Annotated in this window: 19 protein-coding genes and 1 pseudogene; 12 read left to right on the top strand and 8 right to left on the bottom strand. The window is 60.4% G+C overall.

Annotated features, from left to right (window positions below; translation table 11 throughout):
* Positions 1-117: 117 nt before the first annotated feature.
* Both cobA and AC13CN_RS12455 read right to left on the bottom strand, forming a co-directional pair.
* Positions 118-1,014: a uroporphyrinogen-III C-methyltransferase gene (gene cobA / locus AC13CN_RS12460; protein ID WP_253027434.1), complete on the bottom strand. Its 897-nt coding sequence runs from the start codon at positions 1,012-1,014 to the stop codon at positions 118-120.
* Positions 974-3,697 carry a nitrate reductase gene (locus AC13CN_RS12455; RefSeq protein ID WP_483053187.1) on the bottom strand — a complete coding sequence of 908 codons (2,724 nt, stop codon included), beginning with the start codon at positions 3,695-3,697 and terminating at the stop codon, positions 974-976. The genes cobA and AC13CN_RS12455 overlap by 41 nt, the downstream gene beginning before the upstream one ends.
* Before the next feature lie 620 nt (positions 3,698-4,317).
* Here AC13CN_RS12455 and AC13CN_RS12450 point away from each other — a divergent pair.
* The 4 genes from AC13CN_RS12450 (at position 4,318) to AC13CN_RS12435 (ending at position 9,654) form a co-directional block, all read left to right on the top strand.
* Positions 4,318-5,637 carry an NAD(P)/FAD-dependent oxidoreductase gene (locus tag AC13CN_RS12450; protein ID WP_483053186.1) on the top strand — a complete coding sequence of 440 codons (1,320 nt, stop codon included), beginning with the start codon at positions 4,318-4,320 and terminating at the stop codon, positions 5,635-5,637.
* Between the two features lie 17 nt (positions 5,638-5,654).
* The gene (gene nirB, locus AC13CN_RS12445) at positions 5,655-8,180 is read left to right on the top strand and encodes a nitrite reductase large subunit NirB (protein WP_483053185.1); all 2,526 of its coding nucleotides are present in this window, start codon (positions 5,655-5,657) and stop codon (positions 8,178-8,180) included.
* A gap of 28 nt (positions 8,181-8,208) precedes the next feature.
* Positions 8,209-8,583 carry a nitrite reductase small subunit NirD gene (gene nirD, locus AC13CN_RS12440; RefSeq protein WP_483053184.1) on the top strand — a complete coding sequence of 125 codons (375 nt, stop codon included), beginning with the start codon at positions 8,209-8,211 and terminating at the stop codon, positions 8,581-8,583.
* Between the two features lie 132 nt (positions 8,584-8,715).
* A complete protein-coding gene (locus AC13CN_RS12435; RefSeq protein WP_483053183.1) occupies positions 8,716-9,654 on the top strand; it encodes a cation diffusion facilitator family transporter in 939 nt (312 codons plus the stop codon).
* A gap of 99 nt (positions 9,655-9,753) precedes the next feature.
* Here AC13CN_RS12435 and AC13CN_RS12430 read toward each other — a convergent pair whose 3' ends face one another.
* Together AC13CN_RS12430 and AC13CN_RS12425 are read right to left on the bottom strand one after the other, a co-directional pair.
* Positions 9,754-10,521 carry a metallophosphoesterase gene (locus AC13CN_RS12430; RefSeq protein WP_483053182.1) on the bottom strand — a complete coding sequence of 256 codons (768 nt, stop codon included), beginning with the start codon at positions 10,519-10,521 and terminating at the stop codon, positions 9,754-9,756.
* Between the two features lie 43 nt (positions 10,522-10,564).
* Positions 10,565-11,359, bottom strand: coding sequence for an alpha/beta fold hydrolase (locus AC13CN_RS12425; protein ID WP_335589366.1), 795 nt, complete (start codon positions 11,357-11,359; stop codon positions 10,565-10,567).
* 662 nt (positions 11,360-12,021) lie between these two features.
* Between AC13CN_RS12425 and AC13CN_RS12420 the strand changes: the two genes are divergently transcribed.
* A complete protein-coding gene (locus tag AC13CN_RS12420; RefSeq protein WP_255319117.1) occupies positions 12,022-12,144 on the top strand; it encodes a hypothetical protein in 123 nt (40 codons plus the stop codon).
* Positions 12,145-12,198: 54 nt separating this feature from the next.
* Here AC13CN_RS12420 and speG read toward each other — a convergent pair whose 3' ends face one another.
* Both speG and AC13CN_RS12410 read right to left on the bottom strand, forming a co-directional pair.
* Positions 12,199-12,753, bottom strand: coding sequence for a spermidine N1-acetyltransferase (gene speG, locus AC13CN_RS12415; protein WP_044628965.1), 555 nt, complete (start codon positions 12,751-12,753; stop codon positions 12,199-12,201).
* A 125-nt stretch (positions 12,754-12,878) separates the two neighbouring features.
* Entirely contained in the window at positions 12,879-14,084 is a 1,206-nt protein-coding gene (locus tag AC13CN_RS12410; protein WP_074210952.1) for an NAD(P)/FAD-dependent oxidoreductase, read from the bottom strand.
* 127 nt (positions 14,085-14,211) lie between these two features.
* Between AC13CN_RS12410 and AC13CN_RS12405 the strand changes: the two are divergent.
* Positions 14,212-14,373 (top strand): annotated as a pseudogene (locus tag AC13CN_RS12405) (beta-eliminating lyase-related protein); the annotation flags it as partial.
* A 139-nt stretch (positions 14,374-14,512) separates the two neighbouring features.
* Here the strand turns inward: AC13CN_RS12405 and AC13CN_RS12400 are convergent.
* Both AC13CN_RS12400 and fhuB read right to left on the bottom strand, forming a co-directional pair.
* The gene (locus tag AC13CN_RS12400; protein ID WP_074210953.1) at positions 14,513-15,124 is read right to left on the bottom strand and encodes a LysE/ArgO family amino acid transporter; all 612 of its coding nucleotides are present in this window, start codon (positions 15,122-15,124) and stop codon (positions 14,513-14,515) included.
* 117 nt (positions 15,125-15,241) lie between these two features.
* Positions 15,242-17,233, bottom strand: coding sequence for a Fe(3+)-hydroxamate ABC transporter permease FhuB (gene fhuB, locus AC13CN_RS12395; protein ID WP_074210954.1), 1,992 nt, complete (start codon positions 17,231-17,233; stop codon positions 15,242-15,244).
* A gap of 197 nt (positions 17,234-17,430) precedes the next feature.
* Between fhuB and AC13CN_RS12390 the strand changes: the two genes are divergently transcribed.
* The 6 genes from AC13CN_RS12390 (at position 17,431) to AC13CN_RS12365 (ending at position 25,848) form a co-directional block, all read left to right on the top strand.
* Positions 17,431-18,363: a siderophore-interacting protein gene (locus AC13CN_RS12390; protein ID WP_062361326.1), complete on the top strand. Its 933-nt coding sequence runs from the start codon at positions 17,431-17,433 to the stop codon at positions 18,361-18,363.
* Entirely contained in the window at positions 18,356-18,979 is a 624-nt protein-coding gene (locus AC13CN_RS12385; RefSeq protein WP_289109048.1) for a cytochrome b, read from the top strand. Before AC13CN_RS12390 ends, AC13CN_RS12385 begins: the two co-directional genes overlap by 8 nt.
* 219 nt (positions 18,980-19,198) lie before the next feature.
* The gene (locus tag AC13CN_RS12380) at positions 19,199-20,656 is read left to right on the top strand and encodes a DUF3375 domain-containing protein (RefSeq protein ID WP_062361332.1); all 1,458 of its coding nucleotides are present in this window, start codon (positions 19,199-19,201) and stop codon (positions 20,654-20,656) included.
* 47 nt (positions 20,657-20,703) lie between these two features.
* The gene (locus AC13CN_RS12375; protein ID WP_232068221.1) at positions 20,704-21,261 is read left to right on the top strand and encodes a DUF4194 domain-containing protein; all 558 of its coding nucleotides are present in this window, start codon (positions 20,704-20,706) and stop codon (positions 21,259-21,261) included.
* Complete coding sequence (locus AC13CN_RS12370) at positions 21,251-24,643, top strand: ATP-binding protein (RefSeq protein ID WP_074210956.1); 3,393 nt, start codon at positions 21,251-21,253, stop codon at positions 24,641-24,643. Before AC13CN_RS12375 ends, AC13CN_RS12370 begins: the two co-directional genes overlap by 11 nt.
* Complete coding sequence (locus tag AC13CN_RS12365; RefSeq protein WP_062361338.1) at positions 24,640-25,848, top strand: DUF3322 domain-containing protein; 1,209 nt, start codon at positions 24,640-24,642, stop codon at positions 25,846-25,848. The genes AC13CN_RS12370 and AC13CN_RS12365 overlap by 4 nt, the downstream gene beginning before the upstream one ends.
* The last annotated feature ends 73 nt before the right edge of the window (positions 25,849-25,921 follow it).

Raw genomic sequence — 25,921 nt, 5'->3', positions numbered from 1 at the left:
CTCCTGACTCTCCTCTCCACCGCCTCGTTTGATAGCGTGTTAACGAATATAGGGAGAGCCTTTGAAGACTTCAACCCCAGCGTTTAAAACGCTTAGTAAAAGAACACGACTCGGCTATCAATGCTGCTGCCAGCACTGCGTTTGAGAGAGTCGAGCGGCGGGGCTGTGGGCCACCATGCTCACCACACTCCCCACCATAATGAGGCAGGGCGATGGCAGCGGCTGAGCGGCAAGGCGTTCGGGCATATCGGCTAGCGTGCCCACCAGGGACTGCTGCTCGGGCTGGCTGGCGTTGGCCACCAGCATGATAGGCCACGTATCGGGCAGGCCCGCTTGGCGCAGGCCATGGCAAATGGCGGCCACTTTGGAGAGCCCCATGTAGAACACCAGGGTCTCGTCTTGACGCGCCAGCGATGCCCAGTCCGGCATACCGCCTTCCCGGCATAGCTGAGCCGTAATAAAACGCACCTGCTGGGCGTGGCCGCGATCAGTAAGCGGAATTCCCATCCCCGCCGCTGCGGCGGAGGCGGCGGTAATACCCGGCACAATCTCTGCGGGCAGCTCGGCCTCTGCCAGAGCCGCTAACTCTTCGCCCATGCGCCCAAACACGCCAGGGTCGCCGCCCTTCAAGCGCACTACCGATTTGCCTGACTGGGCCAGGGAGACGATCAGCGCACCAATTTCTGCCTGAGGCATGCTGTGGTGGCCGCTGGCTTTGCCGACATAGTAGCGCTCGGCACCCGGAGGAATGAGCCCTAACACCTCGTCCCCGACAAGGCGGTCATACACTACTGCGTCTGCCTGCATTAGCAACCGCGCGGCTTTTAACGTCAGCAGCTCGACATCGCCGCTGCCTGCGCCGACTAAATAGACGGTTCCCGGCTGGCACTCACCGCTTAACGGCAGGTGTAAACGAGCGGCGGTGTCGCGACTAAAAGGCGCCCACGCCCGCTGACCCAAGCGCCACAGCGCGTCAGGCCACTTCTGTGTTAGCTGTTTGCTTAGCGCGCGCATGGGGCCGCTCCTCTTCAAGTATCGCTTTTAGTTCGGGTAGGCAGCTGCCGCACTGGGTGCCGCAGGCCAGTCGTGCGCCTAACGCTTCAACGCTGGTATCGCCCGCATGAATCGCTTTCACAATGCTGGCTTGGCCAACCTGGTGGCAGCTGCACACCACCGGGCCGGTATCGACAGCACCATCATCGCACCCGGCCAGCAGGCGTCTACGGTGCTGTGTCTCCAGGGTAGCGTCATTGAAGCGCGCTTCAAGCCAGGCAACCCCGGGCAGCTCGTCGGGTGGCCCCACCATCAACCACCAGCGCAGCCGCCCGTTCACTACTCCTGCTGCGCGCAGCCTACCCGTTGCCGGGTCGTCACACCACAAAGAGACAGGCATGCCGCACCACGCTTCCACCTGCACCAGCCAATCCTTAACTGGCTGGCTATCCGCTAGCTGCCAACGGGTGCAGCTTGCCATCGGAATGCGCGCCCAGTAGTCGCTGCGACACCAGGGCGATGGTTGCGTACCCAACTCGTTGGCTAGCAGCAGCGTCGCCTGCCAAGCAATGGAGAGTTTACTCACCGCCACCGTCCCCTGCTTGGCTTCCGGCTGCCCGGAGAGCGGGTCAGTATAGCCTTTAATCAGTGCACCGCTGCGACCCTGCTTGGTAAAGCAGTCGGTCCAGTGCATCGGCACGAAGACTTCGCCTCGGCGCTGGGCGTTGGAAACCCGCACCCGCCCACGGTACTCCCCGGCGGCAGCGGTCAATGTCGCCAAGCTTTGATCTGTTAAGCCTGCCTGAGCAGCATCGTCTGGGTGCAGCTCGATGAACGGTTCGGCGCGGTGGTTCATCAAACGCGGCGAACGGGCGGTACGCGTCATGGTGTGCCACTGATCCCGCACGCGACCGGTATTCAAGCGCAGCGGGTAGTCGTCGCTCAGCGGCTGCGCCGGTGGTCGCGGCGTAATCGGCAGCAGTTTGGCTCGGCCATTCGCCGTAGCAAACCGGCCATCTTCAAACAGCCTTGCCGTGCCGCGAGGAGCCTGCTGAGTCACGGGCCACTGGATCGGTGCGAGCGCATCATAAGCCGCTTGGCCCAGGCCTACCAGCCCTGAGATATCGAACAGCCGCTGGGTCTCGCCGCTATTCTCATAGCTAGAGAGGCGTGCGTGCTCATCGAAAATCTCCCACGGGTGGGTATAGCTGAACGCCTCACTAAAACCTAACCGCTTAGCCACTTCGCAGAGTATCCACCAGTCGTGCTTCGCTTCGCCAGGAGGAGGCAGCATCCCCCGCTGGCGGGAAATTCGCCGCTCTGAGTTGGTCACCGTGCCATCCTTCTCCGACCAGCCCGACGCGGGCAGCACGATATCCGCAAAGGGCAGCAGGTCAGTATTGGCGACACACTCCGAGACAATTACCAGCGGGCATTTTGCCAGCGCGCGGCGCACCTTCTCGCCATCTGGCATGCTCACGGCTGGGTTGGTCGCCATCACCCACAGGGCGGTAATCTCACCACGCTCGATGGCATCAAAGAGCTCTACCGCTTTGTAACCCGGGGCGTCAGGCAGTGCCGGGGCTAAATGCTCAGTAGCCCAAAAGCGGCTGACTAACTCGCGAGCGCCAGGCGTGTGGTAATCCATATGCGCCGCTAGCTGATTGGCCAGCCCGCCCACTTCTCGACCGCCCATGGCGTTGGGCTGGCCGGTAATCGAAAACGGCCCTGCCCCTGGCAGGCCAATTTTCCCGCCGGCCAAGTGGCAGTTGATAATCGCGTTGCACTTATCGGTTCCGCTAGAGGATTGGTTCACCCCCTGGGAGTAGAGCGTGACCACGTGTAGCTGGCTGGCAAACCAGTAGTAGAAGGTTTCCAAACGTTCGGGGTCTACATCACACTCGCGGGCGACGGCTTCTACGCTGCCTGAATTCTGCTGAGCGGCATTCAGCGCATCTTCCAGCCCTTCGGTGTGGCGTTCTAGGTACACGCTATCCAAACGATTGTGGGCGTCCATCCACGCCAACAGCCCGTTAAACAGGTAAGCATCGCTGCCTGGACGAATGCCTAGGTAGAGATCAGCGATCTCACAGGTGTCAGTCACTCGGGGGTCAATCACCACGACCCGCATCAGCGGGTTGCGCTCTTTGGCCACCTTCAAGCGCTGATAGAGCACCGGGTGATTCCAGGCAAGGTTAGACCCTACCAGCACCACCAGCTCTGCCTCTTCTAGGTCTTCATAGCTACAGGGCACCGCATCGGCACCAAAGGCGCGCTTGTAGCCCGCCACGGCAGACGCCATGCAGAGTCGCGAGTTGGTATCCAGGTGCGGAGTGCCCAAGAAACCTTTGAACAGCTTGTTGGCGACGTAATAATCTTCGGTCAGCAGCTGGCCGGATAAGTACGCTGCCACCGTCTGCGGGCCATGGGCAGTGCGCTGGGCCTGCAAGCGTTCGGCGGTGGTGGTGAGCGCCTGCTCCCAAGAGACCTCCTGGCCGTCCACGCGCGGCTTCAGCAAGCGCCCCTGCTCTCCCAGCGTTTCGTGCAGCGCGGTGCCTTTCACGCACAGACGGCCATAGTTGGCTGGGTGCTCGCGGTCTCCTTTGACGGCGATGAGCTGGCCGCTTTTAAGCGTTGCAGTCACGCCGCAGCCGACGCCGCAGTAGGGGCAGGTGGTTCGGGCGAGCCGATTGGCCTGTGGCATGGCAGTTTCCTCCGGCGTTAAAAAGCAAAAAACGCCCAAGCCAGCCTCGAAAGAAGCCTGCCTGGACGCCGTTGTCTCAGGGGCACCGCTTACCGGGTGCCGTACTCATCAGTGATTTGCTGCAGTTGGTATTATTCGACGCAATTAGTCGTTGTGATCGTTATAGGCAAAGACCCTGCACTGAGCCGTTGTTACTTGTTACTAGAATAACTGCAAACCCTGCGCCCACGCTGCGCTAAAACCATTAAAGCATTTAATAAACAATCACTTAAAAACACACTCTGCATTTCTACTACTCGCCAAAGGAATGCTCTTTGTCGAATAAGCGGTTGAAGAGAGTGCATTAACCGCCGTTTAAGCACCAAAGTGGGGCAAGCCTAGCTAACCATGAGCGGCCTGCCGCCTCCTCAAAAACGCTTAACACCCTGATTAGGCTGAATTAAATCCACCGACGGCAAAAGCTGGCGGGCTTTTTGCTCACCATAAGATAAGACAGTTCGGCAGCCAACGGCGGTTGCTGCGCGTTATCAACGACGCCAACGGGCAACGACGCCCCTGATACTCCCTTCTTGAAAGGGCTGTGTCAGGGGCGTTTTTTGATTCAACCACAGGAGCTACCTATGGAAACCGCTTCCCGGTGCTCACAGAACGAACACCTCGTCATTATCGGTAACGGCATGGCTTGCCACCGACTACTTGAAGCGCTGGTTAACCATCCGCAGCGCCCCCGCCGTATCACAGTGGTGGGTGAGGAGTCGGTACCTGCCTATAACCGCATTTTGCTCTCTCCTTTACTGGCGGGCGAACTGGCGCCTGAGGCGCTCACTCTGCAAGACGCCTCCTGGTACGCCGATAACAACATCACACTGACGCTTGGCGACCGCGTGACCTCCATCGACCGCGAACGCCGCCTGCTCCTCACGCATCGCGGCGACATCTTAAGCTATGACCGATTAGTGATGGCCACTGGCTCGCGCCCCACGCTGCCAGCGGTGCCTGGCATCACGCTTGACGGTGTTCATACGTTTCGTGACCTACGCGATGCCGACGCCTTAGAAGCTATTGCTCAGCAAGGCGGCAACGCCGTGGTGATTGGCGGCGGCTTACTTGGATTGGAAGCTGCTGAAGGGCTGCGCAAACGGGGCGGTAGCGCGCTCACCGTCAGCGTTTTACAGCGCAGCGAGCGGTTGATGAACCGCCAGCTAGACACCACCGCCGCCCAATTGCTGGAAGCCACGCTGCGCGAGCGTGGCATCATCATTGAAACCGGCGCATCGCTTGCTGCCTTGGAGGGTAACGGCCACGGGCAGGTGCAGTCGGTCACACTAAGCGATGGCCGGAAGCTAGCTGCCGACAGCGTGATTGTCGCGGCGGGTATTACCCCCAATGCGGAGCTAGGCCAGCAAAGCGGACTTATGTTCGACCGCGCCATTGTGGTGGATGGGCACCTCACCACCTCAGACGACCACATTTATGCGCTGGGCGAATGCTGCCAGTTCGAGCAGCACACTTACGGGCTAGTGGAACCCATTTGGCGGCAGGTGGAGGTGCTTGCTGCCGTGCTGTGTGGTGAAACGCCAGCGGCGTATCAAGAAGCCCCCACGGCCACCAAACTCAAGGTCAGCGGTGTCAGCCTGTTTGCCTTTGGCCCCACCGAGGCCGCCGCTAAGCACGAAGAGCTTCGTTACCAAGACCCGGAAACCGGCGACTACTGCCGCCTGCTGCTCCATCAAGGCCGCCTTATCGGCGCGGTGCTGTATGGCGATACCCGCCACGGCCCCTGGTATTTCGAGCAGGCGCTGGCCGCGACCGACCTAACCGCGTGCCGCCACCTGTTGCTGTTTGGCGCAACCGATGCCCAAACAGCGCTCGATAACCATTTCGATAACCCTCTCGACACCCTGTCATCCCCTTTATCTCTCACCCGTGAGGCGGCTTAGCTATGGTGAATCACACAATGTCTACTCCAACCACGTCTTCCAACAAGCAAAAGCTGATCATTGTAGGTAACGGCATGGTCGGCCACCATTTTGCCGAGCAGCTCGTGGAAAGCGGCGCGCTGGCGGGGTTTGAGGTGACGATATTTGGCGAAGAGCGCCACCGCGCCTACGACCGTGTGCACTTATCCGAGTACTTTAGCGGCCGCGATGCGGAGTCGCTTGCGCTGTGCGACGCCGATTACTACCACACCCACGGCATTCAATTACGCAGCGGCGAAGCGGTCACCGCGATTGACCGCGAACAGCAGCTGGTGGTGACCGAACAGGGCCACTACGCGTATGACCAGCTCGTGCTGGCCACCGGCTCCTTTCCCTTTGTGCCGCCCATTCCCGGCAACGACAGCGAAGGCTGCTTGGTTTACCGCACCCTGGATGACTTGGATGCCATTCAGGCAGCGGCCAAAAACGCCACCAACGGCGTGGTCGTGGGTGGCGGCTTGCTCGGTTTGGAAGCCGCCAACGCGCTGCGCGGGCTGAACCTGGACACCGCCGTGGTGGAGTTCGCCCCACGACTGATGCCCATGCAGGTGGATAGCGAAGGCGGCGAGCTGCTGAAAGAGAAAATCGAGGCCCTGGGGGTTCAGGTACTCACCGAACGGGCCACCCAGCGTATCGAACCCGGCGACACCAGCCGCCTGCGGATGGTCTTCCAAGACGACAAAGTGCTGGAAACCGACCTGATCGTCTTTTCCGCCGGTATTCGCCCGCAAGACACCCTCGCCCGAGAGTGCGGCTTGAGCATCGGCGAGCGCGGCGGCGTGGTGATCGACGACCAGTGTCGCACCAGCGACCCGAACATCCTCGCCATCGGCGAGGTAGCGCTGTGGAACCAGAGCATCTTCGGCCTCGTGGCGCCTGGCTACCAAATGGCCAAAACGGCCGTCGCCACGCTGACGGGGGGCGATATTTGTTTTAGCGGCGCCGATATGAGCACCAAACTAAAACTGCTGGGTGTGGATGTCGGCTCCATTGGCGATGCCCACGGCAACCAGAACCCTGGCGCCCGCATGTTCCGCTACCTCGACCCGCTCACTCAGGTCTACCGCAAACTGGTCGTCACCAGCGACGGTAAGAAGCTGCTGGGGGCCATGCTGGTGGGCGATAACAGCGTGTATGACACGCTGTTGCAGTACTACGCCAACGGCATCGAGCTGCCTAAGGAACCCGCATCGCTCATTCTGCCGCAACAAAGCGGTGCTGCCCCGGCGCTGGGGCCGGATGCCTTGCCGGAAACGGCGATGATCTGCTCCTGCCACAATGTGACCAAAGGCAGCATCTGCAGCGCCATCGACGCGGGCGCAGCGGACCTTGGCAGCGTTAAAGGTGCCACCAAAGCCAGCACCGGCTGCGGCGGCTGCGCGGCGCTGCTCAAAAGCGTGGTGGATCACGAATTGGAGGCCCGCGGCGTCGAAGTGGATAAATCGATCTGCGAGCACTTCGCCCATACCCGCCAAGGGCTTTACGACATCGTACGTGTCGAAGGCATCAAGACATTCAGCGAGCTAATGGAGAAGCACGGCAATGCCGAGACGCATCGCCTCGGCTGTGATATCTGCAAACCAGCGGTGGCCTCGATTCTCGCCTCCTGCTTCAACGAACCGATTACCGATGCCGCCCACGTGCCGCTGCAGGATACCAACGACACCTTCATGGCCAATATGCAGAAAAACGGCACCTACTCGGTGGTGCCGCGCATCGCCGGCGGTGAAATTACCCCTGACAAGCTGGTGGTGCTGGGGCAAGTGGCCCAGAAATACCAGCTCTACACCAAGATTACCGGCGGCCAGCGCATCGACCTGTTCGGCGCACGGCTGGAAGACCTGCCGGCCATTTGGGGCGAACTGATTGAAGCAGGCTTTGAGACCGGCCACGCCTACGGCAAGTCGCTGCGCACCGTGAAATCTTGCGTCGGCAGTACCTGGTGCCGCTACGGCGTACAGGACAGCGTGGGCATGGCGATTCAGTTAGAGAACCGTTACAAGGGCCTGCGCGCACCGCACAAGATCAAGTTCGGAGTTTCCGGCTGTACCCGGGAGTGCGCCGAAGCGCAGAGCAAAGACATTGGCATTATCGCCACCGAAAACGGCTGGAACCTCTACGTGTGCGGCAACGGCGGCATGCGCCCCCGCCATGCGGAACTCTTCGCCACCGATTTAGATGACGAGCAACTCTACCGCACCATCGACCGCTTTTTGATGTTCTACGTACGCACCGCCGACCGCTTGCAGCGCACCTCGGTATGGCGGGAAAACCTGGAAGGCGGCCTGGACTACCTGAAGGAGGTGATTCTGGAAGACAGCCTGGGTATCAACGATGAGCTGGAGCGCCAAATGCAGCATGTGGTGGATAGCTACCAGTGCGAGTGGGCCAACGCCATCAGCGACCCCGAAAAGCTCAAGCGTTTTAGAAGTTTCGTGAACGATGCGCGACCCGACCCTTCCATCATCATGACTTCCGAGCGCGGCCAGCTACGCCCTGCTTAACCCAGTGACCACCGAATCGAGGACGACCATGACCGCCACCGCACTCAAACTATCGAACCACAACGACACTTGGCAGCCGCTCTGCACCAGAGCAGACCTCGTGGCCTTTTCCGGCGTTGCCGCATGGCTGAGCACACCGGAAGGCCCCGCCCAAGTGGCGCTGTTCTATTTGCCCGGCCACGCGCAAGAACTCTATGCCCTGGACCACTTCGATCCTTTCTCGAAGGCCTATGTGATTGCCCGCGGTATCGTCGGCGATATCAAGGGCAGCCCCGTCGTGGCCTCTCCGATCTACAAACAGCACTTCCGCTTGGAAGATGGGCAGTGCCTGGAGGACGACAGCCAACAGCTACGCGTCTGGCGCGTGGGTTTTAAGGGCGATGAAGTATGGATTGAGGGCTAATAGACTCACCAGTAAATAGCGCCGCCGCCAAGCGGCGTTATTTTACTGTGGTATAAACCACTGACATTTCCCACCTTGATGTTGCTATGCTTCCCAGCCTCTTGATTCGCTAGGCATGGGAGCCATACGTTCGTGAAGACAGAATCCAGTACGTTAGCCTTTTCCGCCTTCATGGCGCTGCTCATTGGCTGTGCCGGTATCGTGGCCACCTTGGCCTCGAACTCCCAGGCCATCCTATTGGATGGCTTGTTCAATCTTATTTACTTTAGCGTAGCGCTGGTGACCATCAAGGTCAGCAAGCTTGCCAGCCGCCCGGATAGCGAGTCGTACCCTTTTGGCTACAGCTACTTCGAGTCGCTGGTTAATTTATGCAAAGGTTTGCTGATTTTGGGGGTATCGATCTTCGCGCTGGTGGATGCCGTGGCGGCACTGCTTACCGGTGGGCGAGAAATTTCAGCGGGGCTTGCGGTGATTTATGCGCTGTTTGCGACCGCCGCCTGTTCGCTGACCGCTTGGGTTATGCACCGCAGTCAGCGCCATGTCAGTAGCCCCTTGGTGGCCGCCGACAAACTCAACTGGCTGGTCAATAGTGTGATTTCAGGAGCCGTACTGGCGGCTTTTTGCCTAGTGATGCTGTTTGAGCATCTCGGCTGGCGAGCGGTGTTGCCCTATGTGGATTCCGTATTGGTGATTGCAGTGGTGGTGCTCTGCCTGGGAGTGCCCGTGCGCATGGCATCGCAAGCGCTAAGAGAGCTGCTCAACAAAACTCCGGAAGAAGCCGTCGCCGAACCGGTGCGCCAAGCCGTTGCCCGTGGCCTTGCCAATATCGACACCCTGGAAGTGCGCGTGCGTATGGTGCGCCCCGGCCGCCTGCTTTACGTCATCGTCCACGTGGTACTCCCCAAAGACCTCCCAGAGGCGACACTGGCAAACCAAGACGCGCTGCGTCAGCGCATCGATGAAGAAGTACGCCGCTACTACTCGCCAGTGGTGTGCGACGTGGTGTTCACCGCTGACAACCGCTGGGCAGCGCCCTCTTGTGGGCTGTTAGTGAAAAAGTACTCTAACTAAAAACTCCATCGCCTATCACTCCCTGTAGTTGTATGAGCAACTGTTATCGTCACAGGTAAGAGTGTAGCTAGGTTATAGAGCAGCGCGTCATTTCAGCCCTTATTCGCCTACCGTGACCACCCAATCAGGCTGAAACAGCGGCGGCGAAAACTCCTCTGGATAACCGCCCGGGTTGGCGATAATGCGGGTGCCGCTGTGTCGTGTATCCACCGGTTCGTGAACGTGGCCGTGAATCCACAAGTCCATCTTGCCCATCAGTTGCGGGAGGTGGGAGGCAAAGGCGGGCGAGAGCGCGTCGCCTATATACTGTTCGGGAATGCAACCGTGCAGTGGGGCATGATGGCTCACCACGACGCGGGGGCCATCGAAAGGTTGTTGAAGCTCGCGACTCAACCACTCCAGCGCCTCACGGTGCATCTCTTGGCTGGCTTGGGGAGTGAACACTTGGCCGGGAGCCGTGGTAATGATGCGAAAATCAGGCATGTAGCGCAGTGCTTTCGCTTCGGTGTCTAATGGATTGCGGGTGGGGTCGTCGGCATAGAGCGCAAAATCTGTCCAGAGCGTCGTGCCGTAAAAGCGTACTCCGCCAATGGTCACGCTGCGATTATCCAGCAGCTCAATATCATACCGAGCGGCTTCTAGCGCTAACTCTTGGCGCAGCAGCGGCATGCTGGTGCCGTAGAACTCATGGTTGCCCGGCACGTAGAGAATCGGCAGGTCGGGAAACTGCTGCCGTGCCCATGCCAACCCTTCTGCTCTGCGATGAATATCCCCTGCCAACACCACCACATCCGCCTCGGCAGGCGGCAGTTCGCGGTGTCCGTCAAAATGTTCTAAATGAAGATCGGATAAAACTCTTAAGCGCATAGAACGTCTCTCATTATGCTTACATGGGCCTGAGATTAAGCCGTTAATAGGCAAGGCGAGCGATAAATTGGCGGGCAAACTCGACCACCACGGCTTCGGCTTCCCGATGAGGAATATGACCGATGCCGGGTAGCATTTCGCAGTGAGCGGGACCTTGGGTATAGCGGGCAATACGCTCAGGCTGACGATGAGACCCGTACTCGTCTTTTTCGCCATGCAGCACGAGTGTCGGGCACTGTACTTGTTCAAGCGCTGGGATGAGTGACCACTCTGCAAACGCGGGGCTTAGCCATGTGTCCACCCAGGCGTTGAGTACCCAGCGGGCTTTGTCGCCGTGGTACCTGGCCAGCTTGGCGAACTGTTCCGGCGCTTGAAAAGCCGCTTGTGCCTCTTCGATACCGCGCCTTGTGCGCGTTTCGTTAAATGCTTGGGCGGCGATGGTGATAAGCCCCTGACACTGAGTTGCATAACGCCCAGCGCAATGTACGGCCATACAGCCACCCACGCTGTGCCCGAGGGCAATAAAGCGCGTGATCTGATAAGCCTGGCAAAGCGCTGCAAAGCTACCGGTAGGTTCATCGTCAACAAAGCTCAGTGGTAGCGGTGTTGCGCTGGCATTTGATTGGCCAAATCCTAGCCGGTCATAGGCAATCACCGGCTGGCGCGTGGCGGTACATAGCGCCGCGGGAAAACTGCGCCAGAGTTCTACACAGCCCAGTGAATCATGAAACAGCACAATCGGGACATCCGAGCGTGGATTATTTGGCTGCCACCTACGAGTATAAAGGCAACCGCCGGGAGCGCTTACCCAGCGGTCTTGATGGTGAATAGCGGGCATTGATGTCATCTTAATGTTGTTAGTGTGTAATGAGCTCACAGCCAACATAGCATGTAGTACGCCGCTAACGTTTTAAGAAGTTGCTTTTAAGCGGCAGCCCCACCCAGCTAGCCAAGGTGAACGCTTTTTCACTAAGCATCGCCATGCTGTGTATCTCTTGAGCACGTCGTCCTCAACGAAATGCTGCACCGCAACAAAAAGAGACTATACTGGTAAGGTTGTCCCACAGGAGGACCATGTAATGACAATCATAAAGGCAATCCCAGCACGTAATGATGAAGTGCTCGCGTTTTGGCAATGTCAGGCGCAGTGGCAGCGCGCCGCCAATGATGCACTCGCCAACTTTTACTGCTAACGAGCGTTTTGCTCGACTGTTATATCCCCTATAGACGAAAAGATAACACCCCAAGCCGACACCCTCTGTCGGCTTTTTTGTATTATGAAAATCTTTTCCATTCAACAGGCTAGGAAGAAGCAGCGCTTCTTTGTCCCCTTTTGTAAGCTATTTCTTACATGCCATGGCATATCACTTACATCTTTTTGACTAGCCACGCCTTGCAAAAGCGCCTAATATTCACATCACAGCTATCTTGCTGCATTGCACAAAGCAAACTGCGTATAACAAAAATGATTCTTCAACCTCTGCACCAGGAGTGTTCGCCATGCAAAATGCCTCTAATCAACACCCGGCAATGGAAGTCGATGTCATGGAAGTGTGGGCAAAACGCGCGCAGCAGCAACGCGCCGCGTTCGACGCCCTAGCTGCCTATATGCGTCAGCAGTAAGGCGCTGACTACGTCTTGGTCAGCGCCTTTGGCAAACGACCAAGACGTGGGGTGTCATGACTCCCACCCCCCCTCTTCAACGGGCTGCTGATCCAACTGCGCCAGATACGTCTCCTGCAGGATATACATACGTTTGACGTCACGGTATTGACCGTTGATGAAGAATTCCTGTACCAAGTGGCCCTCTTCGATGAACCCGCTCTCCTCGTAGAGATGGATCGCTTTGACGTTCTGTACCGCTACGATCAAGTAGACCTTGTGCAGATTCAAAATCGTGAAGGAGTAGTGCAGCGCTTGGCGAATCAGTGAGCGTGCGAACCCTTTGCCCTGATGCTCTGGGGTAATGATAATTTGAAACTCGGCGCTGCGGTGGATGTAGTCAATCTCAATGAGCTCCACCAAGCCAATGGCTCGGCCCGTGCTGTCTTCGGCAACAAAGCGCCGTTCCGCATTGTCGTGAATATGCTTGTTATACAGCTCCTCAAGCTCATCAAACGACTCGTAAGGCTCTTCAAACCAGTACGACATAATGCTCTGATTATTGTTGAGCTCATGCACAAAGCGCAGATCGTTACGCTCTAGGGCACGTAAAAACAGGGTGGGGCTCATGGAAGACACTCACTTATCAATTACATAATGCTCACCAGCAGGCAAGACGCACCTGCTGACAAAGCACACATTCATCCATATTCGTAGTGTAGCGGTTTACTTACCGTTAGGTGATTGGCCAGACACTACCGCTGAAATGAGAATAGCGCGCTTAACGGGTGCTGACGGCCTTCAATGAGCGCGCGCAGCAGTTGTGCGCCTATCATGCTGTAGGTAATGCCGTTGCCACCATAGGCCATGGCAAAATGTACCCGTGGCCCTAGCGCCTCATGAGGCCCGAAATAGGGTAAACCATCGTCCGTTTCCGCAAAGGTGCCGCCCCAACAAAACGTCGGGTTGATCTTTAAACCCGGCCAGAGCGCTTCTACCTTTGCGGCCAGCGTCTGGGCTTTTTCCATCACACGCGCATCCCGGCACTCCGGAATATCTTCCTCATCATCTTCACCGCCGATGAGCAGCCGCCCATCCTGGGTAGAGCGTAGGTAGAGATATGGCCGCGCCGACTCCCACACCAGGGTATGGCTTAGCTTGCCCAGCACCTCAAGAGGCAACGGGTCAGTGACAAACGCGTAGCTGCTGCGATTTTCGGCTACCGGTTCAGGCAACCACGACTGGCTCTCGTAACCCGCTGCGATAATCACCTGTTGGCAGCGCAGCGTCGCTCCGTTGCGCAAGATCACCTCGACACCCTCGGCGTTCGGCTCAAGCCGCTCGACCTGTGTGCGATCAAACACACCTCCGCCACGCCGCACCACATTTTCCAGCAGATGATACGCCATACGGTAAGGGTCGATGCTGGCGGCCAACGAGGAAAGAATCGCCCCTGGGGCTGAAAAACCGTAGTCGGATTCAAGCGCACGCTGGTCAAGCCAGGCAACGTCAAAGCCAAAGCGCTTGCGCATCGCAAGCTCCGCTTTCAGGGCCGCCACATCTCCGTCATGACTGGCAAAGTAGAGGCTCTGCTGACGGCTAAACGCCACATTGCCAAGTTCCGCCGCGAGTCGCTCCAGCGAATGAATCGCTTCGGCACAGCTACGATAAGCCATCACCGCATTAGCTTCTCCGTACTGCTCGGCCAAATGGACCATGTGGGTATCAATTTCGTACTGCAGCAGCGCCGTACTGGCAGCAGAGCTGCCCCACCCTACGTCCCTGCGTTCAAGAACCACCACTTGATGACCGTGGCGACTTAGCTCGTCGGCAATTAACGCCCCTGTAATACCGCCACCGATAATCACCGTTTCCGTTTGGTGATCGTGGGTAAGCTGCGGGAAAGCCGTTAACAGACCATTTTTCACCGTCCAAAACGGGTAACCACTTTTAAGATCCATCTAATTGCCTATGCTAGGTTGCCATGCGGTAGGAGTTGGTTATACAAACGATGACCCATGTTTGCGATAACCATAGCTGTTTATATCCATAGTGCCCTGTTCGGGAGGGCCGCCGGGAGAGAATCATATGATCGACTTACGTAGCGATACGGTGACACGCCCTACCGCCGCCATGCGAGACGCCATGATGTCAGCACCGCTGGGCGATGATGTGTGGGGCAACGACCCGACGGTGAATGCCTTTCAAGCCACGCTGGCCGAGCGAGCGGGTAAGGAAGCCGCGCTGCTATAAGAGCACGGCGTACTGATAGAGCTGCTCTACGCCACACAGATGGTGGTGCATCGTGATATCAGCGACAGCGATATTGAGCAGGTATTAGATATCATCAAGCGCTACTTCGTTCAGGCTTAACCGAGCGATTCGTCCCTTACAACAGCGCTGAGCCGAGTGCGAGGTGCACCGCGATGGCAGCCATCATCAGGCCAATCAGCCCATCGATGGTGCGCCATGCCGCAGGGCGGGAGAGCCAGGGCGACAGCGCCGCGCCGCCCCAGGCCAGCAAGCTAAACCAAAGAATCGACGCCGTTGACGCCCCGGCGACGAACACACCGGCGCTCTCCTGCTGAGCGCCAATGGCGGGAATTAACAGCAGCGTATCGAGATAGACTTGCGGGTTAAGCACCGTGACCGCCAGAGTTGCCAGTAACACGCCGCGCAAGCTGCGCGCTTTGGCGCTGTTGGCCTTTAAGCCTTCACGGCCACTGGCAGCTCGCCATAACGCTTGTGCCGCTAGCCAGGCCAAGAACAGCACGCCCACCCAGCGCATGGCTTCCATGGCGTTAGGCATGGTGAGCAAAAACGCACTGGCACCAAACATACCCGCCGTAAGCAGAATGATGTCCGCGCTCATACACAGCCCCGCCGACCACCAGTGATACTCACGACGAATGGCCAGCCCCAGCACATAGGCGTTCTGCGCCCCAATCGCCATGATAATGCCGCCGCACACCACTAAACCCGTTAGGTAGCTTTCCCACATCGCCGCTCGCCTTATGCTTGAGTTAAGAAAGCGCTAGGGTAAGGGTAAGTTGACATAACAAAAAATCATCTTGCTAATAGTTCATTAGCGCAGCTTATACACGCTCAGGTTAAGCGCTTATAAGCGCCGCAGCCCCCACATAAAGTAGGCGCCGCCGATCAGCGAAGCCACTAAGCCTGCCGGAATCTCATAAGGGAACATGATTTGACGGCCTACCCAGTCGGCCAGCACCATCAACAGCATACCGATCAAGGCAGCGCCTACTAAGTGCTGGCGGGCGCGGGCGAAGCCCATTAGCCGAGCCATATGCGGGGCCAACAAGCCAATGAAGGAGAGCGGTCCCACCACTAGCGTGGCGCAGGCGGTAAGCAAGGCGACCAGCAGTAACAGCGCTAGGCGCGCACGGTTCAGACCTATGCCCAGAGAACGCGCTGTGGCGGTACCCAGCGGCATAATATCTAGCCAGCGGGTGAACGGCAGCGATACCAACGCAAGCCCCGCCGCCATACTGCCTACGAGCAGCGCGCTGCCTACATCCACGTAATAAGTAGAGCCTGCCAGCCATGCAATAACCTGCTGGCCGCGCGGGTCACCGCCCGCCAGCAGCACGCTGCGCACCGCATCGAACAGCGCGCTAATCGCTACGCCGCTGAGCAGTAAACGCTCAGGCACAAAGCCACTCTTACGGTTGAGCGCTACCAGCACAAGCAGCGTCGCCAACGCCCCTAGCGTTCCTATCGCCACCAGCAGGGCATTGCTGGGGGCGGGGAGCAGGTAAATACCTAAAATCAGTGCAATGGCACAGCCACCGCTGATACCCAGCACTTCGGGGCTCGCCATAGGGTTAGCCGAAAGGCGCTGCAGAATAGTACCCGCTATTGCCAGCATCAAACCGCTGGCCGCTGCCGCCATCACGCGCGGAAAGCGCCACTCAATCACACCCCAATTCGTCGGGGCGATGATGCTCCAGCCGTTTGCCCCTTGCCCCACCAAATGGCCCACCACCATAGCTGCCACCAGCGCCAGCAGTAGCCCAGTGGCTAATCGATGGGGCGCGGCATGGCGCGTGATCACCACGCCGGAGGCCTGGGGAGGACGGTCGCCCTGCAGCTTAAGGCGCGGAATTAACCACATCAGCAGCGGTGCGCCTAAGGCGCCCGTCACGGCCCCGGTGGGAATCAGCGTCGCCACCATGCCGGAAAAGCGCTGCAGTAAGAGGTCCGTGGTGGCCAGCAGCACGGCGCCTAATAATGTCGACCAAAGCAAGCGCGCACGCAGCGTGCGTGCCCCCGCCATACGCACAATATTGGGGGCCGCTAAACCAATGAAGCCGATAATACCCACCACGCTCACCACGCTACCGGTAATAAACACCGCCAGCCCTAACCCGGCAAAGCGCAAATGCTTCAGCGAAATCCCCAGGCTTTTGGCGCTGGCGTCATCTAACTCTAAAACCGCCAAAGGACGCAGCAACAGCCATGCCGCCAAGCCGCAAATGGCAAGCCTAGGAGCCAGCGACGCCACGCCATCCCAACCATTTTGAGCCAGCGATCCCGCGCCCCAAATCAGCAGCCCGGAAAGCACCTCGTGGTTAAACAGCAACAGCGCGGTGGAGAGTGCGCCCAGGTATAAATTAACGACCAGGCCCGCCAACACCACCACAACAGGGGCCAAACCGCGCCGCCAGGAGAGCAGGAACACCAGCCCCACCGCCAGTGCGCCACCCGACAAGGCGACCCACTCACGCCCCACCACCAACAACCCTGGCGCCAGCAAGGTAGCGGTCATCAGCGCCAGATTAGCGCCCGATGCCACCCCCAACGTGGTGGGTGACGCCAACGGGTTGCGCAGCACCTGCTGCATGAGCACGCCCGCTAGCCCCAAACCGCCACCGGCCAACAGCGCGATCGAGAGGCGCGGCCACCAGGCGTAATAGAGCAGAAGCTCGTCGACATTCTCGAAAGAAGGGGTCACTAATGCCTCTAGGCCCAGCGCAAAACCGCCTTGGCTCTCTAGACCGACCCAAAACAGCACGACCATCGGCAGGCTCAGCAACAGACAAGCTTTCGCGGGGGTCATTCCTCCCATTCGTTGAGCAGCGCCTAGCATGATGCCCCTCCGTTGGTGGTGGCGGGACGATTCACCAAAAGAGCGAGGGCAGGCGGCTGCGTCATGGGAGTGACCTTGGATATAAGCAAACGAGTGCATGGAAATGAGCGCGTGAATGACTGTCGAAGATTCTAAATGATAATAATTAGCACTACAATTGACCCCTTGATTTATGTCTCCGCATGAGGAACCCCATCATGGCAGCCAAACCGAGCTATCGGCTTTTCGATATCACCCTTGCCAGACGCACCCAAGTCAGCGCCTCATTAGTCAGGTTTACTTTCACTGGCCCGGAAGTCAGCCATATGGCGACCTACGCACCGGATCAGCGTGTCAAGCTGTTCTTCCCCGAAGGCGGTGGTAGTCTCGATCCGCTGTTTGAGATTGCCAAGCTGGAAGAGCATGACTGGTACGGCGCTTACCGCGCACTACCGGATGCACAGCGCCCCTCTGCGCGCACCTACACCATTCGCGCTCTGCGGCCGGAGAAGGCAGAGGTGGACGTAGAATTTGTACTCCATGGCGACAATGGCCCCGCATCGCGCTGGGCTATGCACGCCCGCCCAGGTGACCGCCTTGCCATGACAGCCCCCGACGCTAACTCGGAAGGCCCAAAGCTGGGCTACGAGTGGAAGCCGCCCCAAGGTGTACGCCGTATTCTGATCATCGCCGATGAAACCGCCCTCCCCGCCGCCGCAGGCATTCTTGAAACTCTTGATGACCTGCCGCTCAAACCCAGGGTCGAAGCGCTGTTCGAAGTGCCTCGCAGTGACGACGTTCAGCCGCTGCCCCAAGCCGCTAAGCTGCACTGGCTGGCCCGCGATGCTGAACCCGGCTGCCAACACGGTGAGCTGCTGATGAGAGCAGTGCGCGATATTGATTTGCATAAGGAAATTCAAGCGCTAGGCGGCGTGCCTACGGCAGCCACTAGCAACGACGAAAGCGACGATGAGGACGGCCCACTCTGGGAACCCGCCACCCTGGATGACAGAGCTCCCTTCTACGCTTGGATAGCTGCTGAAACCAAGGTCGCTATGAAGCTGCGTCGCTACTTAGTCAACGAGTGCGGGCTACCCAAGCAGTACGTTACCAGCATGGGCTACTGGCGCCAGGGCAAGGCCAATGGTTAAAGGAACGGCAAACAACACGGCGTTAAACAGTGATCTCACACGCAAGCCAGCTCAAACGCCTATTGGCTGGCGAGACAGCCCTGACAGCTATGGGCGGGTCAGCCGTGCGCTTCACTGGCTGACCGCCACGCTGGTCACGCTGCAATTTACTGTGTTGCTGGCTTGGCGGGGAATGGGCGGAAACGCTATCACGCTGTTTTTGGCAAGCATTGGGCCTCATGGCTCGTTAGGGTTTCTGATTCTGATCGTGACGCTGGCTCGCCTTGGCTGGGCATGGGTCAACCGCAAGCAGCGTCCTCCGCAGCCGCTCGGATGGGATGGCCGCATAGCACGCCTTGTACATATCACTTTTTATGCGCTCCTGCTGTTGCTGCCTGCTTTCGCCATTTTGCGCCAGTACGGCCGCGGCGGGGCACTACGCTTTTATGGCATGGAGCTGCTGCCCGAAGCGGAACGCGACATCACCTGGATGATCGCCCCAGCCAAGCTCCTTCACGGCCCGCTCTCGTGGCTGTTATGTGGATTAGTCATCGGCCACATCACGATGGCGCTGATTCACCGCTTCTGGCTCAAAGACCGGGTACTGGCACGTATGGTGGGGGCAAGGGGGCGGTGAAGCATTGAGCAAAGCCACCGCACAGCTTTCGAGTAGTGCACAGCGCAACACTGCCGCCTACTCATCCCCTCGCCAACGGCTGCGTGGTTGGCTGGGGTAGCAAACGCGGCCTAAGGTGAGGCATAATCGAACGAATCTCAATCCAACTGTTCAAGGCTACCTAGTTCCCCCTGTGCGGCCTGGACATGGGTGGCTATTCATAGAGCATAATCCAGCCGCATGGACTACGACTACCTCAACAGTCTACGTAAATACCATCCCGCTTGGCGGCTGCTGCTGGCCGACCACGCACCGCTGATCATTGCCTTCGTGCATCGCAGTTTTATCGAGCCCAATGTGCGCAGCCTGCCGGAGCAGGAGCTGGCGGCAAGGCTGGAAGACTATCTGTTCCACCTTCGCCAGGGGCTGGGCGAAGGGCACTTCCCAAAGCCCGCGCGGGAGTATCTGAATGACTGGGCCAGCGATGAACGCGGCTGGCTGCGGCGCTATTTTCCCGCCGACTCGGACGAACCGCATTACGACCTGATACCTGCCGTCGAGCAAGCCATTCAGTGGCTGGCCGGGCTCGAGCAGCGCACCTTCGTGGGGGCGGAGTCGCGATTGAAGTTGGTCTTCGACCTGCTACGTGACATCTCCCAGAACAGCGAAACGGATCCCGAGACGCGCATCGCGGAGCTGAGTCGCCGCCGCGCCGCCATTGACGCAGAGATCGAGGAGATTCGTGCCGGCCATATGGCGTTCATGGATCCCACGCGACTACGCGAGCGCTTTCTTCAGGCCACCGACACGGCTCGGGCGTTACTGGCCGACTTCCGCCAGGTGGAGCAGAATTTTCGTGACCTGGATCGCCAGGTACGCGAACGAATCGCCACCTGGGAGGGCGGCAAGGCCGCGATACTGGAGGAGGTACTGGGCCAGCGTGATGCCATTACAGACTCCGACCAGGGCCGCAGTTTTCGTGCCTTCTGGGACTTCCTGATGTCCGCCGACCGCCAGCAGGAGCTCACCGAACTGCTGGAGTCGATCCTGTCGCTGGAGCCGGTCGCTGAGCTGAATCCTGACCCGAGGCTGCGCCGCATCCACTATGACTGGCTAACCGCCGGAGAAGCGACCCAGCGCACCGTGGCCCGGCTCTCCGAACAGCTGCGACGCTATCTGGACGATCAAGCCTGGCTGGAGAATCGGCGTATCATGGATCTGCTGCGCGGTCTGGAACAGCACGCCCTGGCGGTGCGCGAGAACCTGCCAACCACCCCTTTCATGACCGTAGAGGCTCCCGCCCCCGACGTCCAGTTGGCCATGGATCGGCCGCTGTTCAGCCCTCCCATCAAGCCACGTATCGAGCAGGCGCCGCTCGAGGAGGGAACCGCGGACATCGCTGCCGACCCACTGTTCGAACAGGTCTACGTGGACAAGGAGCGGCTGCGGGCCCGGCTACGCCAGGCGCTGCAGACCCAGCGCCAGATCAGCCTGGAGGCGCTGCTGCAGCGGCATCCACTGGAACAGGGACTGGCGGAGCTGGTGACTTGGCTGAGCCTGGCCACCGGGGAGGGGCTGGGCCTCGTCGATGAAACGCAGGAGCAGGTCGTGTATTGGACCGATGACCAGGGCCAGCAGCGCCGCGCCGCCCTGCCTGCGGTGATCTTCGTTAGTGGCCACCAGGGAGCCCACCCATGAACGAGACCGGCACCCCACCCAACGAGCGCGAACCGGCGCTCTCTCCGGTGTTGATCCAACTGTTCAAAGGCGTCCTCTACCGCGATGACCAGTCTGGAGCGTGGCAGGATCTGTTGCGACTCCAGGCGCAAGTACGCGACCATGCCGGTGTATTCGGGCTGGAGCTGATCCTGGACGAAGCCGAGGGCTACGCCTATTTGCGCCAGCGCCCGACCGAGGAGGGCGAGGAGGAGCTGCCGCGTCTGGTACCACGCCGCCAGCTCAGCTACCCGGTCAGCCTGCTGCTGGCACTGCTGCGCAAGAAGCTGGCAGAGCATGACGCCACCGGCTGCGATCCGCGGCTGATTCTCTCTCGCGAGCAGATCGCCGACATGCTGCGCCTGTTCCTGCCTGAAACAGGGGATGAAGTGCGCCTGATGAGCCGCATGGACAGCCATATCAAGCGGGTAGTGGAACTGGGCTTCCTGCGCCGGCTGCGCGGCCAGGAGGAGCGCTTCGAGGTGCGCCGCATTCTCGCCGCCTTCGTCGACGCCCAATGGCTCGCCGAGTTCGACCAACACCTAGCAGACTACCGCCAGCACCTGGATAACGACGATGACGGATAATCCGCAGAACGCGCTGTTCGACTTCGCCAGCGACGACTCTCACACCGGGTTTCGGCTCCAGCGCCTGGAGGTCTACAACTGGGGCACCTTTCATCAGCGAGTCTGGCACCTGGCACCGAATGGCGAAACCAGCCTGCTCACCGGCGACATCGGCTCCGGCAAGTCGACGCTGGTGGACGCCATCACCACCCTGCTGGTACCGGCCCAGCGCATCACCTACAACAAGGCCGCCGGCGCCGAACAGCGCGAGCGTAGCCTGCGCTCCTACGTGCTTGGCTACTATAAGACCGAGCGCAGCGACGGCGCCCTGGCCGCCAAGCCCGTTGCCCTGCGTGACTTCAATAGCTACTCGGTGATTCTCGCGCAGTTCTACCATGCCGGCTACGACCAGCACGTCACCCTGGCCCAGCTGTTCTGGCTGCGCGACAGCCAAGGGCAACCCGCTCGCAGCTATGTGGTCGCCGACCGGCCGCTGACCATCACCGAGGACTTCGCCAACTTCGGCAGCGACCTCAATGCCCTGCGCAAGCGCCTGCGCCAGCTGCCCCAGGTGGAGCTCTTCGACCACTTCCCGCCCTATGGGGCGGCGTTCCGCCGGCGCTTTGGTCTCGACAGCGAGCAGGCCCTGGAGCTGTTCAACCAGACGGTCTCGATGAAATCGGTCGGCAATCTCACCGAGTTCGTGCGCGGGCATATGCTGGAAGCCTTCGCGGTGGAGGAGCGCATCGACGCGCTGATCCGTCACTTCGAGGACCTTGACCGCGCCCACCAGGCGGTGCTCAAGGCGAAAGCGCAGATCGACGCCCTGCAGCCGATGGTCGACAACCTGGACCGCTACGCCGAGGCCAGCGACCAGGCCCGGGAGCTCACCGCCTGCCGCGAGGCACTACAACCCTGGTTCGCCGGAATCAAGGCACAGTTACTTGAGCAGCGGCGGGAGAAGCTGGAGCGGGAGCTGGAACGGCTGGCCTCGCGTATTGAGGCGCTGACCAGCGAGCAACAGCACAACCAGGCCAAGCGCGACGAGCTGAAGCAGGCCATTGCCGACAACGGCGGCGACCGCCTGGAGCAACTCAAGCGACAGATCAAGGATCAGGGCGAGCGGGCCGATGAGCGCCGTCGGCGGGCCGAGGAGTACCAAACGCTTACCCAGCGCCTGGCGCTGGACCCACTGGGCGACGAGGCGGTGTTTGTGGAGAACCGCCAGCGGGTGGAACACGCCCTCGAGACCCTGGAGGACCGCAAGGCCGAGACCCAGAACGCGGTAACCGAGGCGGCGGTCGCCTTCCGCGATGGCCGCGAGGGTGTCGAGGAGGTCGAGCGCGAGCTGAACTCCCTACGCCAGCGTCGCTCCAACATCCCTGCCGCCATGCTGGCATTGCGTGAGCGGCTGTGCGAGAGCACCGGGCTGCCAGTGGAGTCGCTGCCCTTTGCCGGTGAGTTGATCCAGGTGCGTGATGAAGAGCGCGACTGGGAGGGCGCCATCGAGCGCGTGCTGCACAATTTCGGTCTGTCGCTGCTGGTGCCGGATGCACACTATCAGGAGGTCGCCGAGTGGGTGGACCGCACCCACCTGCGTGGACGCCTGGTCTACTACCGGGTGCGCGAGCCGAAAGGCGCCAGCCTGCCGCAGCTGCACCCGGACTCCCTGGTGCGCAAGCTCGCCGTACGGCCAGACTCCGACTTCTACGCCTGGCTGGAACAGGAGCTCGCCCGCCGCTTCGACTACGCCTGCTGCCGCGACCTGGCGCAGTTGCGCCGCGAGCAACGCGCCATCACCCGTAGCGGCCAGATCAAGGCCAAAGGCGAGCGCCACGAGAAGGACGACCGCCACGCCATCAATGACCGTGCCCGCTATGTGCTGGGCTGGAGCAACGAGGCCAAGATCGCCGCCCTGGAGCAGCAGCAGTATCAGCTGCAGCAGCGGCTACAGCAGCTGGCCGACACCCTGAGCCAGGCCCAGGAGACCCAGAAGCAACTGGAAACCCGCGGCACCCTGCTCCACCGGATCGATGTCTACCGCCACTTTCAGGAGCTTGACTGGCACACCCCGACGCTGCTCATCCAGCGACTCGAGGAGGAGCGCCAGTCGCTCGAGTCAACCTCGGATACGTTGCGCCTGCTCCAGCAGCAGCTCGGCGACTTGGAAGCAGAGCTCAAGGAGCAGGATGCGCGCCTGACCGGGCTGCGCGACGAACGCGCCACTGCACGGCTCAAGTACGATCAGGCCGGTGAGACCCAGGCCGAGGCCGAAGCCCTGGTGGAGCGTACCGCTGCCACGGTGCGCGAAAGCGACTTTCCCCGCCTCGACGCGCTACGCCCCGAGGCCCTGCCCGAGCGGCGCCTGACCGTGGAGTCCTGCGACAATGCCGAGCGGGAGATGCGCACTTGGCTTCAGGGGCGCATCGACGCCGAGGAGAAACGCCTCAAGCGCCTCGGCGAACGCATCATCGACGCCATGCGTAGCTACCAGACCGAGTGGCCACTGGAGACCCGCGAGGTGGACGTCAGCATCGCCGCCGGCGACGAGTACCGCGGCATGCTCGAGCAGCTGGTCGGTGACGACCTGCCGCGCTTCGAAGCCGACTTCCGCAAGCTGCTCAAGGAGAACACCATCCGCGAGGTGGCCGGCTTCCAGGCCAAGCTCAACCAGGAGCGCGAGCTGATCCGCGAACGCATCGATACCATCAACCGCTCGCTGCACGCCATCGACTACAACCCCAACCGCTATATCCGCCTGCAGGCCGAACCGACCCCGGATCCCGAGGTACGCGAGTTCCGCGAGTCGCTGCGCGCCTGCACCGAAGGGGCGCTGACCGGTTCGGAAACCGAGGAGTACTCCGAAGCCAAATTCCTGCAGGTCAAAGCCATCATCGAGCGCCTGCGCGGGCGGGAGGGCCAGACCGAACCCGACAAGCGCTGGACACGCAAGGTCACCGATGTGCGCAACTGGTTCGTCTTCTCCGCCTCGGAACGCTGGCGAGAGGACGACGCCGAGCACGAGCACTACACCGATGCTGGCGGCAAATCCGGTGGTCAGAAGGAAAAGCTCGCCTACACGGTGCTGGCCGCCAGCCTGGCCTACCAGTTCGGCCTCGAAACGGGCGGGCAAAGTTCACGTTCATTCCGCTTCGTGGTCATCGATGAAGCCTTCGGCCGCGGCTCCGACGAATCCGCCCGCTACGGTCTGGAGCTGTTCCAGCGGCTCAATCTGCAACTGCTGATCATCACCCCGCTGCAGAAAATCCACATCATTGAGCCCTTTGTGGCCAACGTCGGCTATGTGCACAACGACGGCGGTCAGCACTCGATGGTGCGCAACCTCAGCATCGAGGAGTATCGCGCCGAGCGCGCCGCCCGCAGCATGATAAGCGCGTCATGAGCTGGAGTACCCCTGCATCCATCCGCGCGCAGGTGGAAAAGGCCTGGGACAGCGGCCGCCTTCTCGCCGCCCGGGTGTCCGGCGAATCGCCGTTCCCCCTGGAGATCCGCCTGCGCCGCCCCAGCGCCCGGGACATCACCGAGCGCTTCGGCGCGGTGATGGACTGGGTGAACGCACTGCGGGAGCAGAGCCGGGAGAGACGCGGCTACGGCTACGAACTGCGCTGGCAGCAGGTCAACAACCGGGTTCACGGCAGCAACGCCATTCCGGTGGCAGCGATCATCGCCGATGAAACCCAGGCCCTGCAGCTGATCCGTCGCCAGCAGGATGCCCAGCGCTTCCAGGCCCTGGTCGACACCCTGCTTCACCACCACCTCGAACTGCAGGATTGGATAGCGCGCCACCCCCTCGCCGTGCTCCGCCATGCCCACGACTGGCCCCGCCTGCTGGCCGTACTGGCGTGGTTCCTGGCCCACCCGCGGCCAGGGCTCTACCTGCGCCAACTGGACATTCCCGGCGTCGACACCAAGTTCATCGAAACCCGCCGGGGCCTGCTCGCCGAGCTGCTGGATGTGGTGCTACCGGCGACCGCCATCCACCGCGATGCCAGCGGCGTTAAGGGCTTCGCGCGCCGCTATGGCCTGCGCACGGAAGCGCCGCAGATCCGCTTCCGTCTGCTCGACCCGGCGCTGTCCATTCAGGGCCTGCGCGATATCGCGGTTCCGCCGGAGGAGTTCTCCGGGCTGAGCCTGCCGGTGCAGCGTGTGTTTATCACCGAGAACCGCACCAACGGCCTGGCCTTCCCCGAGACATCCGCCAGCCTGGTGATCTTCGGCTTGGGCTATGGCCTGGAGAGGCTGAGAGAGATCCCCTGGCTGCACGATAGCGCGCTCTGGTACTGGGGCGACATCGACACCCACGGCTTCGGCATCCTCAACCGCCTGCGCGCCAGCTTGCCCCATGCCCGCTCCCTATTGATGGACCGTCCCACTCTGATGGGCCACCACCCCCTGTGGGGCCAGGAACCCGAGGAGAAGCGCTACACCGGCCACCCCACCCGGCTCACCGCCGACGAGCAGGCACTGTTCGAGGAACTGCGCGCAGACCGTTTGGGCGCGAGGGTGCGACTGGAGCAGGAGCGCATCTCCTTCAGCGCCGTCGAGCGTGCGGTGGCGGCGACCGAGGTCATTACACAAGGGCGTTAATGCGCACCGCTATCGCGATGCTACGCATGACCTAACGCTGCATCGACTATCGGTAACAAGCTAGCAGGGTGCG

Source organism: Vreelandella sp. L-25 (assembly GCF_056857535.1).
This window is presented reverse-complemented; position numbering and strand designations above follow the sequence as displayed.